Here is a 16,944-nt window from a genome sequence, read left to right as displayed (position 1 = left end):
TTTAATCCTCCTGCAATAATTTTTGATACCATTCATCTGTTACTGGTTCCAGCCATTCGTTGGAAGTATTTTCTCCGGGGCACTCCACTGCCAAATGACTGAACCAACAGTTTACCTTAGCTCCATGCCAGTGCTTCACGCCTGAGGGAATCGTTACCACATCGCCCGGCTTCAGACTTTGGGCCTCTTTTCCTTCTTCTTGATACCAGCCTTCTCCATCTACACAGATCAGAATCTGGCCGCCCCCTTTCGCAGCATGGTGAATATGCCAGTTGTTACGGCATCCCGGCTCAAAGGTAATATTGGCAATAAATACTGTTTCCTGTGGATTAGTCAAAGGCTTTAAATAAGAACTTCCAATAAAATACTGCGCAAAATTCACATTTGGCTCACCCTGACCGAAAAAACCGCCATGTTCCTCTGTCCCGATGTCATCAGCATAGACTTCTTTCGCCATGTGGAATGCTGCCCATGCATTTGGCCAGCCCGCATAGAACGAAAGGTGTGTCAGAATTTCCGCCATTTCAGTACGTGTCACACCGTTCTTTCTGGCAGTTGCCAGGTGATACTGCAAAGAGCTATCCACAATGCCTTTGCTGATTAATGCAGTAAGTGTGATAATAGAACGGGTTTTTAAGTTTAACTTATCCTCCCGTGACCACACCTCGCCAAACAAAACATCATCATTCAATTCCGCAAATTTCGGAGCAAAATCTCCAAGACTGTCTCTTCCTGCTGTCTGCTTTACCATAACATTTATCCTCCTATTCAATCATAATTATATCCAGCTAATTCTGAATATCTTCCTCTGACTTTGTCAAAAGCTTGTTGTTGCCGGCCCTTATTCTTCAATTTTCATACAGTTGCCAATTTTATCACCGGTTTGGAAATACTAGCAGCCAGAGCCCAGGCAGACTTACCATTCACTATAGCGCCCAATAACAATTCTGTCATTTGTTTTGTCGGATTTCATGTCTCAGATAATCCATCCGCTCCAGTTGCCGTTCCCTCAGATGAATCTCATCCAGAGCTTTATTTCTCTGCCTGTTCAGCATACGCATACGCTCCGGCTTTGTGGAATCTCCCTTCAACAAGAGCCTCATATAAATCTCCACATCCGCATTTGCAAAGCCCATATCGTGGAGCGCCATAATCATACTGAGCCGTTCCAAATCCTGATCATCGTACTTCCAATCCGCCATAACTTTCTTTACTTCACCACACAGTCCCCATGCTGCGTATTCATCCAGAACTTCTTCAGGAATCATATAAAATTTGCTTGCTTCCTGTTTTGTCATATGCCTGTCACCGCCTTTCAAGCCATCGCAATATCCCAGAAACCTCTGGTATCAACACCGGATACCTGACCACCACCAATGAAACCAATGCCCCATGACCATATTCCTAATGCAATTTGAGGTGTATTATACATATTGCTATCTCCATATAATGAAATTAAGGGCGTTCCTCTTTGGAACACCCTTATTGTACATCTGCTATTTTTCCACGTCTAACGCTTATATTGTATTATCAGAAATTCATTTTTTGTATTTCTTTATAAACCTAATAAATGCGGCTGTTGCCTTTGCATATGACTGCTGATCCTTCCATGCCAGAACAGACCCTAATGTCAGCTCGGGTTCAAAGGAAATAAAGCATAAATCTTCATATTGGCAATTCAGTTTTAGACACACCGCAATGCCCGCTTTCTGCTGAACCATCGTCGCTGCGTTGTTCAACAGATTATAATGCACAATCGGCATCATCTGTACCGCATAATCTCCATACCATCTTACGAGTTCATTATGAACCAAATCATTTCCAACCGTAATCAACGGAACACCAGCCAAATCTCCTGGCTTAATCGAATCTCTGCCTGCAAATTCTGAATCCTTATGTGCTAAAATTCCCCATCGTTCTTTTGTCTGCATCCTGCGGTAATCATATTTCCCTACATCTACTGGTTCAATCATCAGACCAAGGTCAAGTATTCCCCGTTCCAGCCAACTCTTAATATCTATGTTGTTACCACTTCGCAATTCAAATTTCACCAACGGCTGCTCTTTCAAAAAGGCAGTCATCATTTCTGAAAGCTCTGCCATACTGCTTAATTCTCCACAGCCGATTCCAATTTCTCCAGTAAGCATTTCATCTGGCTGATGCACTTCCCTTTTTGCCTTATCCGCAAGGTCAACCAATTCCTGGGCCCGCCTGCGAAACAGCATACCGGCATCTGTTAGATAAATGCTGTGATTACTCCTCTGAAATAAATCTACGCCAAGCTCCTGCTCAAGCTGCCGGAGCTGCCGGGACAAGGTGGGCTGAGTAATATGAAGGAGCTGAGCTGCTTTTGTGATATTTTCTTCTCTGGCTGTCATCAGAAAATAGTCTAATACCCTTAAATCCATATCTGCGTCATACCTCCACTATTATTGTACAAACTTCATTCATTAATAAACTCTCTTGTATACTATAGACAAAAGGGGGGGCGAACGTTAGAAAATCCCCGAATTTTCCATTAACATGGACTTTCCCGGGGACCAGATTCAATATGAAATTGGGCTTATAGTCCCATCTGTTTTGCAAACTTTTGTATGGCGCTAAACCAATCCCCAAATATTTACAGGACTTTCCGTTGTCTCAGGTCCTCTCATCTATCTTGTTCCTCCAATGTTTTATTTGGAGGATAATTTGAAAAACAGTTTCACTATCTACATTTCTTTTTCCAACGCTTCTATAATCAACTCTTCCAACATCGTGTAATCGCAGTCAAAAGCTTTCACACTGGCAAGCAACATATCCTCCCGGTTTATCTTCATAAAATCCAGACGATATCCAAGGAAATGTGCCAGATGTTCTATGAACAATCTTTGTGCTCTTCCGTTCCCCTCGCGAAAAGGGTGAATTGCATTGATTTCTCCTAAATAATAAGCTAAACGCTCTCCTAGCTCCTGTGTATCTTTCACATCTCTAAGAAAATTTTCACATTTTAGCCTTTGAAAAATCTCATTCATTTGCTTCTCAATAAATTCCACTTTGCAAAAGCGATTTCCTTTTGAGATGTTAACAAGGCGAACTTTCCCCGCCCAATCATAAATATCTCCAAATAAAAACTTATGGACTTGTTTCAAGTGTGCAAAATCAAACTTTCCACGAGTCCACCTACCTCCTAAAATTTCTGCCATCCTTACAGAGATTATTTCCCGCTCTGCCTCTAGGAGTTCTTTTTCATCTGTAATATTCAATTTGTTTTTCAAAACCCGACTCTCCGGGTAACAGTATCGGGAATCGTATTCATATTCGTAAGAATAATCTTTTAACATATTCACATTGCCGCCTGTTTTGTGTGCTTTTTAATAATTTCATTTACAACATCCTGAAAAGTCGTTTTTCCCTCCAGACATGCGCGGATACGTTGTTTGTCATCTATTGTCAGGGGCATACCTTCCATTGCCATACTGGCATCTATATTTTTAATAATCCTGTCATACTCTGTCATAGTCCCCCTCCTATTCTTCTATTTTCTTAATATTATATCATGTTCCCCATGCAATATCCATTATTACTTTCCACAAAGAACGGTAATACTGTTGTCAAATAATCCTATATCCGTAAAGCTGTTTATAGCTTGGAAGATAAGTATCCCTCACACAAGGATCCCTCGGCTTTCTTAAACTGTTTCAGTTTAAATCATAACTATATATTGTAATTTTACCTCCGCCGTATTCATGGCCGGTTCCCCATTTTTTCCATCCAATTTTCTCATAATACCCCTGGAATTCTGCAAATAAATACAATTTCTCATAATTCAATTTCTTTGCATATTGAATTACATATCGCTGTAATGCAGTTCCGATTCCTGCCTTTCGTTTATCCTCTCTTACTACCAACGCTGCACACCAGGGAAAAACATCCTGTCTGGGAAGAAAATCACTGCGCCATAGTCCAACGGTTCCAACCAGCTCGTCTTTTTCAAGCGCGATAAATGTGATTGGCAAATCGTAGTTTTCATTTAAACTGTGATGTACAATTTCAGAGTAAAAATTCAGGCTCTCCGAGCCGCCGAATTCTTTTGTCAGCCATGCAGATACCTCTTTTACGTATTGGGGATAATTCTTCAATAACTCAACTCTCATAATAATGGCTACCTTTCTTTCCAAATATCTTCATTCCCTATATGCTGTAACTATATTAACGACACCACTCTCTTTGCAGCTACTCTGACAACAGCACCTGCATGGCAGCTTCCTCTTCAAACTGCTTGGAATATAAATTGTAATAATATCCCTTTCTTTGCAGCAGCTCTCTATGGGTTCCCTGCTCAATAACCTTCCCATCTTCCACGACCAGAATTACATCTGCTTTACGGATGGTGGATAACCTGTGGGCAATAACAAAAGAGGTGCGCCCTTTAAGCAGGTGGTCTGTGGCCTCCTGAATCAGCTGTTCAGTCTGGGTATCAATGGAAGAAGTGGCCTCATCAAGTACAAAGATACTTGGATTGGCAAGAATTGCTCTTGCAAAAGAAATCAACTGTTTCTCTCCCGTGGAAAGCCTTCCACCACTCTCCCCAACATCACTTTGATAGCCCTGCTCCAGCTTTTTTACCACCACGTCTGCCGAAACCTGCCTTGCTGCTTCTTCAATTTCCTCATCGATGGCATCAAGCCGTCCATAGCGGATATTGTCATAGACCGTTCCCGAAAAAAGATGGGGGGTTTGCAGTACATAGCCAATCTGGCTGTGAAGCCAAAGCTGAGAACGTTCTTTATAATCCTTCCCGTCTATCAGAATGCGCCCTTTTGTAGGCTCAAAAAATCTGCCAACCAGATTCACAAGAGTTGATTTCCCCGCCCCGGTCTCTCCCACAATGGCCACGTTCGTCCCCGCAGGAATTTCCAGATTAAAATGCTCCAACACGTATTCTTTTCCATCGGGATACATAAAGGATACATCTTCAAAAACAATATCTCCTTTAATCTGCTCCCAGTTCTCCTTCTTGGGATGGAACATATCCCCGTACTTTTCTTCCACTTCTTCTGTGTCCGTTACATTTGGCTCCTGATCCAGCAAGTCCATAACACGCTCTATGTTGGCCTGACAAGATACCAGATCTGCCAGCAATCTTGCAAGCTGCTGAATAGGCTCAAAGATGACCACTGCATAGGAGATAAATACCGAAAGGGTTCCCAGCTTCATCAAATTTCCCTGCACCATATAGCCGCCCCTTGCAAGTACAATAGCAGATGCAGCTGCACTGAAAAATAAAATGGACGGAATATAAACCGCATTTAGTTTTGCTGAACGGCTTGCTGCCTGGTGCATATCCTTTGTAATATGGCAAAACTGCTCCTGATTGTCCTCTTCTATCACCATACTCTTTGAAGTTCTGACCCCGGTGATTCCTTCATTGTATGCACTTGTAATGTGTGAATTTATTTTGCGGACTTTCCGGTTCCAGTATAAAATCTTCTTCTGGAAATACACCGTCAGGACTGCTATACATGGCACAATACAAAGAATAATCAATGCCAGTTTCGCATTCAGCGCAAACATAATAAAAAATACACTGACCACATAAATCAAGGCCCAAAACATATCAATCAGTCCCCACGCCGTCATCCCTGCTATCCGCAGCGTATCACTCATAACTCTTGCATGGATATAGCCCACCGGCGTAGTATTGTAATAGGAAAACGACAACGTCTGTAAATGCTCAAACTGAGCCTGTTTCAAGTCTTTTCCCACATACATTTCAATGGTGGTGGCCGCACGTACAGAAATATATACTGCGATGGTCTGCCCCACAATCACTGCCACATACAATCCGGCAAATAACCCGATTCCATCCAGCTTCCCCGGCACAATAAACCTGTCAATGGCGAAGCTTTGAAACAGAGGAACCAGCACATCCACCCCCGCCAAAAGCACGTTCATCGCTATTGTAATGATGAACTGTTTGCGGTATTTGCGAAAAAATGGAAGCATTTTTGCCCATACTTTTATGCTGAATGGTTTGTTATATTCTTGTTCTTCATATGCCGCCATAACTATTCCTCCACCTGCATTCTATCATCCTGACTCATCTGAATGTCATAGATCCGTCTGTAAATCCCCTGCTGCCCAATCAATTCCTTGTGGGTTCCCAACTCTTCTATGCGCCCCTGATGGAGGACCATAATCTGATCTGCATTCATCAGCGTTGTAATTCGATGGGAAATTAAAATAATCGTTGTTTGTTTTCTATTTTGAAGCAGCGCCTTCCGTATCCTGGAATCGGTCTCAGAATCCACCGCCGATAAAGAATCATCAAACACCATAATAGGCGTCTTCTGAAGAAGCATCCTGGCAATGGCAATCCTCTGTCTCTGACCTCCTGACAAGGTAACCCCGCGTTCGCCTACCAATGTATCATATCCATCCACGAAATTCATAATTGCTTCATCCACACAGGCAATTTTTGCCGCCTCCCGAATTTCTTCCATGGTTGCCCCTGGTACAGAGGCAGCTATGTTCTCCCTTATGGTGCGGGAATAAAGGAATGGCTCCTGAAGTACCATCCCCACATTCTTTCTAAGCCATTCTAACGGAACTTTCTTTACATTTCGTCCTCCAACCGTTACTTTTCCATCCTCATCTCCAAGTTCATAAAGCCGGTTTAAAAGTTGTATAATGGTGGATTTCCCACTTCCCGTCCCTCCCAGAATTCCAAATACGCTTCCTTGTGGTATGATAAAATCCACGTCTTTTAGAACCTGTTTCTCTGTATCATATGCAAAATTTACATGAGAAAAAGCAATCTCGTGGTTCTCGGTTTCGCGACGAACTTCCTTATTGTAAATCTCTTTCTCGCTGTAGTCCTCTTCCTTCGCGTTTAGAATATATTCCATACGTTCAAAAGACACCCCCGCCTTGCTCATATCAGAAAGAATCCTTCCAAGCCCCCGTACAGGCCACACCAGTGTAGTGTTGTAAGATGCAAATGCAATAAACTCTCCCACTGTAATACTGCCGCTTACCGCCTCAATTGCGCCTGCTACAATCACCGTCACAACCTGCAGCCCCGTAATCAGATCACCTATGCCCCAATAAAGTCCTGAAAGGGTTCCAAGGCGAATCCAAAGACGTGCAAAGCCTTCATTTTTTTCCCTGAACCGCTCCATCTCAAACTTTTCCCTGCCAAAGGCCCGGACAACCCGCACCCCAGTTGCATTTTCCTGCACGACTGTGGACAGCTCTCCCTCTGCTTCGTCAGCAATGGTAAACCGCTTGGCTATGAGACGGTAAAATATGGTGGAATACAAGACAACAATGGGAACAAATATAAGAGTCAGCAGCGACAGCTTTACATTCATAGACAACATCATCCCAAAAGAAACCACTACAATAAAAACAGTTCGGAATACTTCCAAAAACTGAGTGAGCACAAAGTTGCGTATTACTTCCACATCTGAGGTACAACGCTGTATAATATCCCCTGTCTGATGCCTATCATGCCATTTCATCGGCAGACGCTGCACGTGGGAAAATAAAGCATCCCTCAGATTTTTTGCAAAGTTTTCTCCTGACTTTGCCGTACAAGTTCTGGTCAAAAAAAGAGCACCCCCGGACAGGAGCGCAACTCCGATTAACAAAAGCGACATCACCCAAAGGTGAGATGCCAGATATTTATACCCATCTCCGCCAAGAACCGAATCTATCGTAAAACGGAAAATCTGTGGGATAAGAGCATTTAAAATCGTAGTTGCCAAAGATGCAAGTACAGCTATAATGAAAAAGCGTTTTGATCCTTTGAAAAAGCGCAGAATCAAATTCATCCTTCTATGTTTATTCATGATGAAATCCTTTCGTTTTTAGGAATTTAAATATTTTAGTAAATGCAGAACAATATCCAGTTCATGTATATCCAAACAGGACTTATGAACCCGTTTCAAGTGTGTAAAGCAAACTCTCCACGGATCCATCTACTGCCTAACAATGCAATCAACTTTTGTCTATTCTCAATAGTATATCACGTTCCCTATGTAATATCTATTATTACTTTCTTAATGGATGATAATAAAAGTCCCCGAATTCCCCGTAAATACGGGATTTCTCGGGGATTGAAAATTCAGAATGTTTTTGCATATCCATCATTCAATTCTATTATTCTATCCTCACTAATTGACCTGCATCCATTTCCCATACCTTGTCAGCCAGCAGCTTAATATCTTCGCTGTTATGGCTGGTTAAAAAGATGGTCTTACCCTTATTCTTTAATCTCATGAGCAACCCCCGGATTTCTTTTACCCCTTCTTTATCCAATCCGTTAAAAGGTTCATCTAATATGAGAATTTCCGGATCTTCCATGATAGCCTGGGCAATCCCCAACCGCTGTATCATTCCCATAGAATATTTGGCAACTGCCTTTTTGGAAGATGGATCCAGCCCTACCTTTTGGATTGTTTCTTTCACCTGTTCATCTGTAATAATCTGACGTATTTTCGCAAGCAATTGCAGGTTTTTAAACCCGGACAATGTAGGGAGAAATCCGGGTCTTTCAATGATGACTCCGATTGACTCTGGAAAGTCTATGTCCTTTCTCACTTCTTTTCCATCCACAATAATATGGCCCCCCGTAGGCTCTATAAACCCGCAGATACATTTAAAAAATACGCTTTTCCCTGACCCGTTATTTCCGATTACCGCATGGGTTTCGCCTCTTGTGAATTCACATGTAATCCCTTTTAAAACTTCTTCCTCATTAAAGATTTTTCTGAGATTTTCAATTGTTATCATCGCACTATCCATCTTTGGCCTCCCCATATATTCTACAAGAAATTAAATTGATATTTTTTTGCCAGCTTTTTAATTATTATAATATTAATCAAAATTAATACCGCAAATATTAAATAGCTGTGCCATAGCCTCGGCAGGAAATCATATCCAAAATTATGCATATAATATGTCGCATGGTTTAGTGGAGAAATCCATCCACTGATGACATTGCTCTTATACTGCAATGTCTCAGGAATTTTTAAAACTCTTCTAATAAACTCAGGATTTAATAATAGGCCATACAAGTTAATGATAAATACACTTAGAACTCCGCCAAACCGGTTCTTCATTAAATTAAATACCATCATTATTGTCGCTATAAGTAAAGTATACAGTGTCATTAAGAGAAAAATAGTTGCAGTACACGCATAAGGGTTGGACATTTCCATCGTCTTTACTGATGCAGGCAATGCGATTTCGGTTCCTACGCCCGAGTAACCTAGCATTGCTCCAGTTTCACTCCACATATTGCCTGGAAAAGATATGGGTGCACACAACAAACAGAAAGTAATTAATAAAAACGACATATATATTATGGTGACCAACACGATATACAGTATCTGTGCACTGACCCAAATCACCCTGTTTATACGCATTAGATAGTAAGGTGTGGCATCATTTATAAACGGCATATCAATAAAAAAAAAGATTAGCAGCATAGATGCCAGAAGTATGGATTGCGCATCTCCAAATGCCCATATAAAAGGTTCAAATATCTGCATAACTGTACCGTAACTTCCCGCAAATGTCAGCGCTCTCCCCGAAAGCATGACGCAAAAAACAAAAGCTAATACAAATGCAGAAATTATTTTAGGATTTCTCTTCCATCCCAGAAAATTTAGTTTTGTTATAGAAAATACCAACCGTACATTACTCATTTTTGCATCTTCTCTCCATAATTTTAGAATAACAAATGATAACAATTATATTAACAACTGCCAGAATAGCCAAAATCACCCCCGGCAATGAAAATCGCACCAACAGCCATTCTTTTGGATTGATGATATATGCACCTGTAAAGTATGCTCCTAACAGTGTTGATATCACATAGTAAAAGATAAAAGGTGCCGCATAAGCCATATATTTATTATTGGTAATAATTGCTATTGCACCTCCCAGCAGAGCATAAAATGAACCATTGAGTCCAAGTACAACCACCCTTTGTAAAAACTGAGAAATGTACGGTATATCCAGAGTTTTCAAATACTGTATCTCCCCATGATTTGGAAAAAATACTGTAAAAAATATGACTAACATCAATAGAAATGCAATAACTATTACAAACATGCCAAAAAGTGCACAATTTATCACCTTACTCCAACGATATCTTTTCTTCGTTGTACGAAGCATAACATAACGCAAAATGCCACTCTGCAAATCTTCCAGATATGAGGCACTTGCAACCAATGTACATGCAATTGGCAATATAAAAGTAAATGCCTCCGAGTACAGCGCCTGATATACTGTAACAATAAATCGGATTTCACCTTTAGGCAGCCCCATATCCCTTATGTACTCTACGGTACTGTAAGAGCCAATCGCACCAGCAGCCACCAGTAGAAGAATACTCACATAAAACCCCGCTGAATAAAACCTTCGCTTAAATTCAATTTGGAATATTCTTTTCATGCCCATCTCCTGTCTTTCACAATCTCTCTTAGATTTTATATGAATCAAATATGTAACAGTTCAGACATGCAGCTTAAATCGTCTGCTGGCACAGTTACATCAAAATTGTATGGTCACATATCCACCATCAATTGCATTCAGCACAACCGTTGTAATCCCTGATTTAAACTCCCATGATTGCTCTGCTTTCTCGTAAACGGTTATACCATCTACATCAATCACCCATACCGGAACCAGCCAGGCAGCTGAAGGGTCTTCATATGCATTAATATTTGCCGCCCGCAATTGTACATTTTTTACATCATATGTATTCGTATACCCTTCTGTTTCTTCACTGCCAGAAATCTCTGTATAAAACAGATGATCTAAAAGTTTGACCTTAATCTCATCAAAAGATAATAATTTAGTATTCTCAGCAATTGTATCCTTTTTCTCTGAAAGATCGACCCATTCAAATCTCTGTACACCCTCTTTTGTGATAATAATGTGCAATCTCTCTGTTAAAAACGTTGGTGTATACGTAGTCTCCGGCAAATCATTATAAAGATATATCCACGGAAATGGATATCCCAAAAGGTCTCCGGCCTTTAAGGAGAGGTATACAGAATACCCCGCGCTCAGAGGAAGATCCTCTTCATCTAATCTCGCCCAGCTTTCACTGTCCATAGTTCCGATTGCTTTCACACAATCTGTAACCGCAAATTCTTCTATCAACAAGTCCTTCAGTATCTGTTCGACTTCCTTTAGAGCGTCTTCTTCTGAAAACGTATCGTCCACCGTCTGCTCCATCTTGCCCGTCAAATAAGTCAGGTATTCTTCATCTCTCCCTTCAAAGGCTTTCTGCACCATCCAGTCGTTTTCCAGTTGTTTTTCATCGATAAACGTACCCTGGCTGAAGACGAATCCCGTATTGCTTCCCACCTTATCATTGAAATCTATCGCCCGAACAATAGGGTCAACTTCTCTGCCCCTGTCTATCCTTGCTGTTAATCCAATCTTCTCCTCAGTATCATGATACCAGGCATACCACACCTTCTCATACCAATAGCCTTTGACATATTCTATTTCTGTCTGATGCACTGTCGTAAGTTCGGCATCTATGTATTTATGCTCCTCTTTTTTTTCCGGCGCTTTCTCAATGAGTTCCTCTAATTTTGCCTCGTATTCCAAAACACGATGCTTGTATCCTGCATCAGAATAACCTTGCCATCTTCCCTTATAGTTGAGCAATTTATCTTTTTCCCTGTTCAGTTCGCTTTTCGTCATAGCTGGGTCTTCATATAATCTATCGCCATCGGAAAAGTAGTCACACAATTTGCTCAGCAGCTCATCTGTCATGTGTTTTCTTTCATAAGAATATACGGGTGTATTATAAATATCCGGTATCTGAATATCACAGTCCGCCGTCAAAATAACAAAACCATCATTCTTCTCCATCGGCTCCTGCCAATGTTCCGGAATCCCCAGATCTTTAGGAATCTTATCTTCTTTCGGGATGATATTCTCTTTTGCCAGCCCTTTTGATTTATCCACGACTACCTTTTCATCCGGTGTCTTTACGCATGCTGCCAGACCAATACCAGCGATAAGAACAAAGACTACCATAATGATTCTTTTCTTCATACCACTAACTCCTCTTCTAATCTTCTCCTAGCCGATTATACAGATAACTGCCCATGTATACCATATAGAATGTTAGCAATTCAATAAGTATGTACATTTTCTGTTATTGTATATTCAATATTATCTAATGTCAATAATATTATCTAATGTCAATGATTTCACCATAAATTTTCTAGTAATTCTATAGGTGTTAATGATCTTATTATAATATAATAATGGTGTTAGTAATGTTATATTCTTGTGGAGTGGAGATTTATATGGATTATTTTCTAACAAAAACACAAATAAAATCGATGTTGAATTATAAACTATAAACCTAATTTTAAAATATTGGAAGAGGCTGTTGTATTAACACAACAATAATAAAAGCCCCTGCAAATAACGCATTTACGGCATTTGCAAGAGCTTATCTCATTCTATATATTTAGCTGTACTATCAAAAAATGCATTTTCTAAACTTGTTTTTCCAAGATTCCAAATGCTTTATAAACTTAGGCTTATTGTCCCATCTGAGCAGCGACTTCTGCTGCAAAGTCTTCCTGTTTCTTCTCCAGACCTTCACCAGTTTCAAAGCGGACAAATTTCTTTACTGCTAAATTAGCATTGTTTTCTTTTCCTACTTTTTCCACATATTTAGCGACTGTCAGGTCACTGTCCTGAACATAAACCTGATCTAACAGGCATACTTCTTTCAGTTCTTTGTTTAAACGTCCGATAATCATCTTTTCAATAATATTTTCTGGTTTCTCTGGATTTTCTAACTTAGCCTGAGCCAGCAGAATCTCTTTTTCATGATCCATGTATTCCTGAGATACTTCTGAACGGGATACATATTTCGGATACATAGCTGCTATCTGCATAGCCACATTCTTCAGGCATGTTCTAATTTCATCGTTTACAACATCTGTGTCAGCTTCTACAAGAACGCCGATACGTCCACCGCCATGAATGTAAGATACAACACATCCGTCTGTTACGATTTTTTCAAATCTTCTGATATTCAAATTCTCGCCAATTACTGCAACCTCCGCAACTAAAGCATCTTTTACAGTTTTTGTTGTATCTTCAGCCCATGCTTCAGCCAGGAATGCATCTATGTCTGCTGCATCTGTATTTGCTGCCTGATTCACAACTGCGTCAACAAACTTCTGGAACTCTTCATTCTTAGCAACAAAGTCTGTCTCAGAGTTTACTTCTACAATTGCTGCTACTTTGTCATCTTTTACAATTGCTTTCACGACACCTTCTGCTGCGATTCTTCCTGCCTTTTTCTCAGCTTTAGCCTGTCCATTCTTTCTTAAGAACTCAACTGCTTCGTCCATGTCTCCGTTTGTTTCTGTCAGAGCTTTTTTGCAGTCCATCATTCCTGCACCTGTCATTTCTCTTAATTCTTTTACCATTCCTGCTGTAATTGCCATGATTATTCCTCCATTATTCATATTTTTATGCTGTCTGCCGTTTTTTACGGACATATATTACGGTATACACCAAAAGATAATTCATTATCCAAAAATGCCCCAGCCTGTGCCCACAGGCTGAAGCATTTTGCATACATGCTTATTATACTTCTACAGTCTCTCCAGCTACTGCTTCTGCAGCTTCTTCATAATATTCATCTTCACCTGTTGCACCCTGGTTCACTTCGATTACAGCATCTGCCATTTTGGAAACAATTAATTTAACGGCTCTGATAGCATCATCGTTACCCGGGATTACAAAATCCAATTCTTCCGGATCACAGTTTGTATCACAGATACCAACCAACGGAATTCCCAATGTATGAGCTTCCTGAACACAAATTCTCTCTTTTTTCGGGTCTACAATAAAGATAGCATCTGGGACTCTCTTCATTTCTTTGATTCCACCCAGGTTTTTCTCCAGTTTAGCCCACTCTTTTTTCAGTTCAATTACTTCTTTTTTAGGAAGTACGTCAAATGTTCCATCTTCGGACATTCTCTCAATATCTTTTAAACGCTGAACTCTGCTCTGAATTGTCTTAAAGTTCGTGAGCATACCACCCAGCCATCTTTCATTAACATAAAACATATTGCAGCGTTCTGCCTCTGTCTTGATTGCATCCTGCGCCTGCTTTTTTGTTCCAACAAACAGAATTGTACCGCCATCTGCAGCAATATCTGCAATTGCCTGATAAGCATCATCAACCATTCCTACTGACTTCTGTAAGTCGATGATATAGATACCATTTCTCTCTGTGTAAATATATGGAGCCATTTTAGGGTTCCATCTTCTAGTCTGATGTCCAAAATGAACACCTGCTTCTAAAAGTTGTTTCATTGAAATAACGCTCATGTTTCTTTCCTCCATTTGGTTTTTGACTTCCGCATGTTTTAAATTCTTCTTTGAAACCGGCCTGTTCCAAACAGGCTTTGGCACCGTCAAAGAAATCCACACACGTGTTTTTTTGCAACGCTTGTAGTATATCACAGAAAACAACAGAATGCAAGGATTTTCTGGCACATCTTGTCTTGCTCTTATCTCTTCCTATATGATATACTAAACATATAAATTCACAAGATATGGAGGTAAAAAATATGCATTTTACATTTGCACATAATAATCTGAACGTTTATGATTTACAGAAGTCACTTGATTTTTATAAAGAAGCCCTTGGCCTGGAGGTTGTCAGGACAAAGGATGCAGATGACGGCAGTTTCACCATCGCATTTCTGGGAGACGGCACAATGTCCCACCTTCTTGAGCTCACCTGGCTGCGGGATATGAACCGCCCTTATGAGCTTGGTGACAACGAAATACATTTGGCCTTTAAAGTAGATGACTACGATGCCGCATTTGCGAAGCATAAGGAGATGGGCTGTGTATGTTTTGAAAATCCTTCAATGGGTATCTATTTTATTGAAGACCCTGACGGATACTGGCTGGAGATTATTCCTTCAAAATAAACGGAAAACAGCGTGTTTTCACTGAACTGTCCAGTTTGGCACAGATAAAAAACTATATTCCTGCTTAATCGAGTAGGAGGCAGTGACTAACCGCCGTCCTCTCACAGCACCGTGCGTACCGTTCGGTACACGGCGCTTTCAATAGTTGATGTGCACAGACTGATAGGCTGTGGCTAAGTCATAAAAGCCACTGTTTATCAGTCTTTCTTTTGTTAATGCTCTGTTGACCGCACCCATACCCGATACATACCAGTATTTCCTTCGGCTATTGGCCGCCTGGTGTGCAAAATATTCGGGTATGCCAAGCTTCATCAGATTGCGTTTCTTGGTTTTCGGTTTCTTCCATTGTTTCCAAATACACATACGAATCCGATGGTAAAGCCACCCGTTGATGGCATCAATGGGATTTTTAATCCTTGCAGTTCCGTAATAGTTAAGCCATCCTCTGGCATATACCTTTATCTTTTCCAATGCCGGTCGTATGCTCTGAACAGACCTTCGGGAAGAAAGCTCTTTCAGCTTGGATTTAAACTTCTTCCATGACTTCGGATGAACTCGGACAAATATACCCTCCCCGTTCCTTCCCAATGCGAAGCCAAGGAATTTAAAATTTCGGATTGCAAACACACTGACCACACGACTTTTATCTTTGTTTACGGTCAGCTTAAGCTTTCCTTCAAGATAATTCGTGCTTGTCTCCAAAAGTCTCTTTGCGGCTCTTTCGCTCTTTGCCAACACAACGATATCATCTGCATAACGTACGAACGGAACTCCTCTCTTTTGGAATTCTTGGTCAAACTCATTGAGATAAACATTTGCCAGTAGTGGAGACAGATTTCCACCCTGTGGTGAACCTTCCTCTGTGTCCACGACTACTCCATCTTCCAGGACACCACTCCTCAAGTACCTCTTAATCCACTGTATTACTCTTTCATCCTTCACATTTCTCCGAAGAATGTTCAGCAATAATTCGTGGTTCAGGGTGTCAAAGTACCTCGAGAGGTCAATTGATACTGCATAGCGATAACCCTCTTCTGCATACTCCTTCACCTTAATGATGGCATCTTTCGCATTTCTTCCCGGGCGATAACCGAAGCTTCCATCCGAGAATTGCGCTTCATAAATCGGCATCAGTTGTTGTGCAATGGCTTGCTGAAAAATACGGTCTTTGACTGTTGGAATACCAAGCTTTCGCATTCCACCGTCTGCTTTTGGGATTTCTTTGCCCCTTACCGGGTCGGGTGTATATTTCCCCTTGTATATCCTCTCGATAATGGTTTCTTGATTATCCCGTAGGTATGCACCTATCTCATCAACGCTTATTCCGTCAATTCCCGGTGCTCCCTTGCTTGCCTTCACCCTTTTATAAGCTCTGTTTAAGTTGTCCTTATACAGTATCTTCTCCAAGAGTTCTGGCTGTGCACTGTCCTTTTCTTTCCATATCGAGCGGAATGACCTACGCACTTCCGCATACCCTTCATGTTCCGCACTATCTCTTTGCGGACAGTCTCTGTTATCAGAGTTTTCTGCCTTCATCAGCCATTCCTCCTTTCTCGGTTATACTTGGGACTCCTATTGATTCGGTCCTTCACCTCTCGACTACTACGACCTCTGCTGACTTCTGCATGTTCAGTATTACCTTGCGATAATAGTTACTCCTTTCAGAGCGCATCATGCAGATCTCCCCGGGTACTCGCACGTTCCTTCTCTCCATCCATCTGCCATATTTACCACAATCGGTTCCGTGTAGTTATTGGGCTTCAACTTGTATAGCAGCCTTACCCCCGATTTTAGCCTGATATGATTTCTGTGCGTCAGACCAGAGATTTGCCATCCGGCTTCCTTCAGATTCGTAGTCACCCACAACACCCTTGCCATTGGCTATGTCCTTCCTACTACCAGGCGGACTCGGGACTCACACCCGTTGAAACGTGCGCCCGCCGGGCGCACTATA

At 41.1% G+C, this 16,944-nt stretch carries 17 protein-coding genes; 1 reads left to right on the top strand and 16 read right to left on the bottom strand.

Features of this window, described 5'->3' with window-relative positions:
- Position 1: 1 nt before the first annotated feature.
- The 14 genes from A8805_RS17910 to rpsB all read right to left on the bottom strand — a co-directional run bounded on the left by A8805_RS17910 (position 2) and on the right by rpsB (position 14,379).
- Positions 2 to 751, bottom strand: coding sequence for a carboxymuconolactone decarboxylase family protein (locus A8805_RS17910; RefSeq protein WP_109713706.1), 750 nt, complete (start codon positions 749 to 751; stop codon positions 2 to 4).
- A gap of 199 nt (positions 752 to 950) precedes the next feature.
- Complete coding sequence (locus tag A8805_RS17905; protein WP_109713704.1) at positions 951 to 1,298, bottom strand: MerR family transcriptional regulator; 348 nt, start codon at positions 1,296 to 1,298, stop codon at positions 951 to 953.
- Positions 1,299 to 1,538: 240 nt separating this feature from the next.
- Entirely contained in the window at positions 1,539 to 2,408 is an 870-nt protein-coding gene (locus tag A8805_RS17900; protein WP_109713702.1) for a LysR family transcriptional regulator, read from the bottom strand.
- Between the two features lie 303 nt (positions 2,409 to 2,711).
- Complete coding sequence (locus tag A8805_RS17895) at positions 2,712 to 3,323, bottom strand: Fic/DOC family protein (protein ID WP_109713701.1); 612 nt, start codon at positions 3,321 to 3,323, stop codon at positions 2,712 to 2,714.
- A gap of 2 nt (positions 3,324 to 3,325) precedes the next feature.
- Positions 3,326 to 3,499: an antitoxin VbhA family protein gene (locus A8805_RS22210; RefSeq protein ID WP_181392901.1), complete on the bottom strand. Its 174-nt coding sequence runs from the start codon at positions 3,497 to 3,499 to the stop codon at positions 3,326 to 3,328.
- Between the two features lie 181 nt (positions 3,500 to 3,680).
- Positions 3,681 to 4,136 carry a GNAT family N-acetyltransferase gene (locus A8805_RS17890; protein WP_146199459.1) on the bottom strand — a complete coding sequence of 152 codons (456 nt, stop codon included), beginning with the start codon at positions 4,134 to 4,136 and terminating at the stop codon, positions 3,681 to 3,683.
- A 79-nt stretch (positions 4,137 to 4,215) separates the two neighbouring features.
- Positions 4,216 to 6,048 carry an ABC transporter ATP-binding protein gene (locus A8805_RS17885; RefSeq protein ID WP_109713697.1) on the bottom strand — a complete coding sequence of 611 codons (1,833 nt, stop codon included), beginning with the start codon at positions 6,046 to 6,048 and terminating at the stop codon, positions 4,216 to 4,218.
- Between the two features lie 2 nt (positions 6,049 to 6,050).
- Complete coding sequence (locus A8805_RS17880) at positions 6,051 to 7,835, bottom strand: ABC transporter ATP-binding protein (RefSeq protein ID WP_109713695.1); 1,785 nt, start codon at positions 7,833 to 7,835, stop codon at positions 6,051 to 6,053.
- 310 nt (positions 7,836 to 8,145) lie between these two features.
- Positions 8,146 to 8,790 (bottom strand): ATP-binding cassette domain-containing protein, encoded by a 645-nt coding sequence (locus A8805_RS17875; protein WP_109713693.1) that lies wholly within the window; start codon positions 8,788 to 8,790, stop codon positions 8,146 to 8,148.
- A gap of 20 nt (positions 8,791 to 8,810) precedes the next feature.
- Entirely contained in the window at positions 8,811 to 9,680 is an 870-nt protein-coding gene (locus A8805_RS17870; RefSeq protein WP_242992470.1) for a hypothetical protein, read from the bottom strand.
- A gap of 7 nt (positions 9,681 to 9,687) precedes the next feature.
- The gene (locus A8805_RS17865; protein WP_109713689.1) at positions 9,688 to 10,446 is read right to left on the bottom strand and encodes a hypothetical protein; all 759 of its coding nucleotides are present in this window, start codon (positions 10,444 to 10,446) and stop codon (positions 9,688 to 9,690) included.
- A 99-nt stretch (positions 10,447 to 10,545) separates the two neighbouring features.
- On the bottom strand, positions 10,546 to 12,069 hold the full coding sequence (locus A8805_RS17860; RefSeq protein ID WP_109713687.1) for a DUF6034 family protein: 1,524 nt from the start codon (positions 12,067 to 12,069) through the stop codon (positions 10,546 to 10,548).
- Between the two features lie 497 nt (positions 12,070 to 12,566).
- Positions 12,567 to 13,487 carry a translation elongation factor Ts gene (gene tsf / locus A8805_RS17855; RefSeq protein WP_109713685.1) on the bottom strand — a complete coding sequence of 307 codons (921 nt, stop codon included), beginning with the start codon at positions 13,485 to 13,487 and terminating at the stop codon, positions 12,567 to 12,569.
- A gap of 142 nt (positions 13,488 to 13,629) precedes the next feature.
- Positions 13,630 to 14,379: a 30S ribosomal protein S2 gene (gene rpsB / locus A8805_RS17850; RefSeq protein WP_109713683.1), complete on the bottom strand. Its 750-nt coding sequence runs from the start codon at positions 14,377 to 14,379 to the stop codon at positions 13,630 to 13,632.
- A gap of 242 nt (positions 14,380 to 14,621) precedes the next feature.
- Between rpsB and A8805_RS17845 the strand changes: the two genes are divergently transcribed.
- Entirely contained in the window at positions 14,622 to 14,990 is a 369-nt protein-coding gene (locus tag A8805_RS17845) for a VOC family protein (RefSeq protein WP_109713680.1), read from the top strand.
- Positions 14,991 to 15,128: 138 nt separating this feature from the next.
- Here A8805_RS17845 and ltrA read toward each other — a convergent pair whose 3' ends face one another.
- Together ltrA and A8805_RS17835 are read right to left on the bottom strand one after the other, a co-directional pair.
- Positions 15,129 to 16,526 (bottom strand): group II intron reverse transcriptase/maturase, encoded by a 1,398-nt coding sequence (ltrA, locus tag A8805_RS17840; RefSeq protein ID WP_109713116.1) that lies wholly within the window; start codon positions 16,524 to 16,526, stop codon positions 15,129 to 15,131.
- Between the two features lie 135 nt (positions 16,527 to 16,661).
- Positions 16,662 to 16,868, bottom strand: coding sequence for a hypothetical protein (locus A8805_RS17835; protein WP_242992448.1), 207 nt, complete (start codon positions 16,866 to 16,868; stop codon positions 16,662 to 16,664).
- Positions 16,869 to 16,944 lie beyond the last annotated feature (76 nt).

Source organism: Faecalicatena contorta (assembly GCF_003149105.1).
GTDB lineage: Bacteria > Bacillota > Clostridia > Lachnospirales > Lachnospiraceae > Muricomes > Muricomes contortus_C.
Note: the sequence above shows the minus strand (reverse complement) of the source record. Positions and strands in the feature narration are given on the sequence as shown.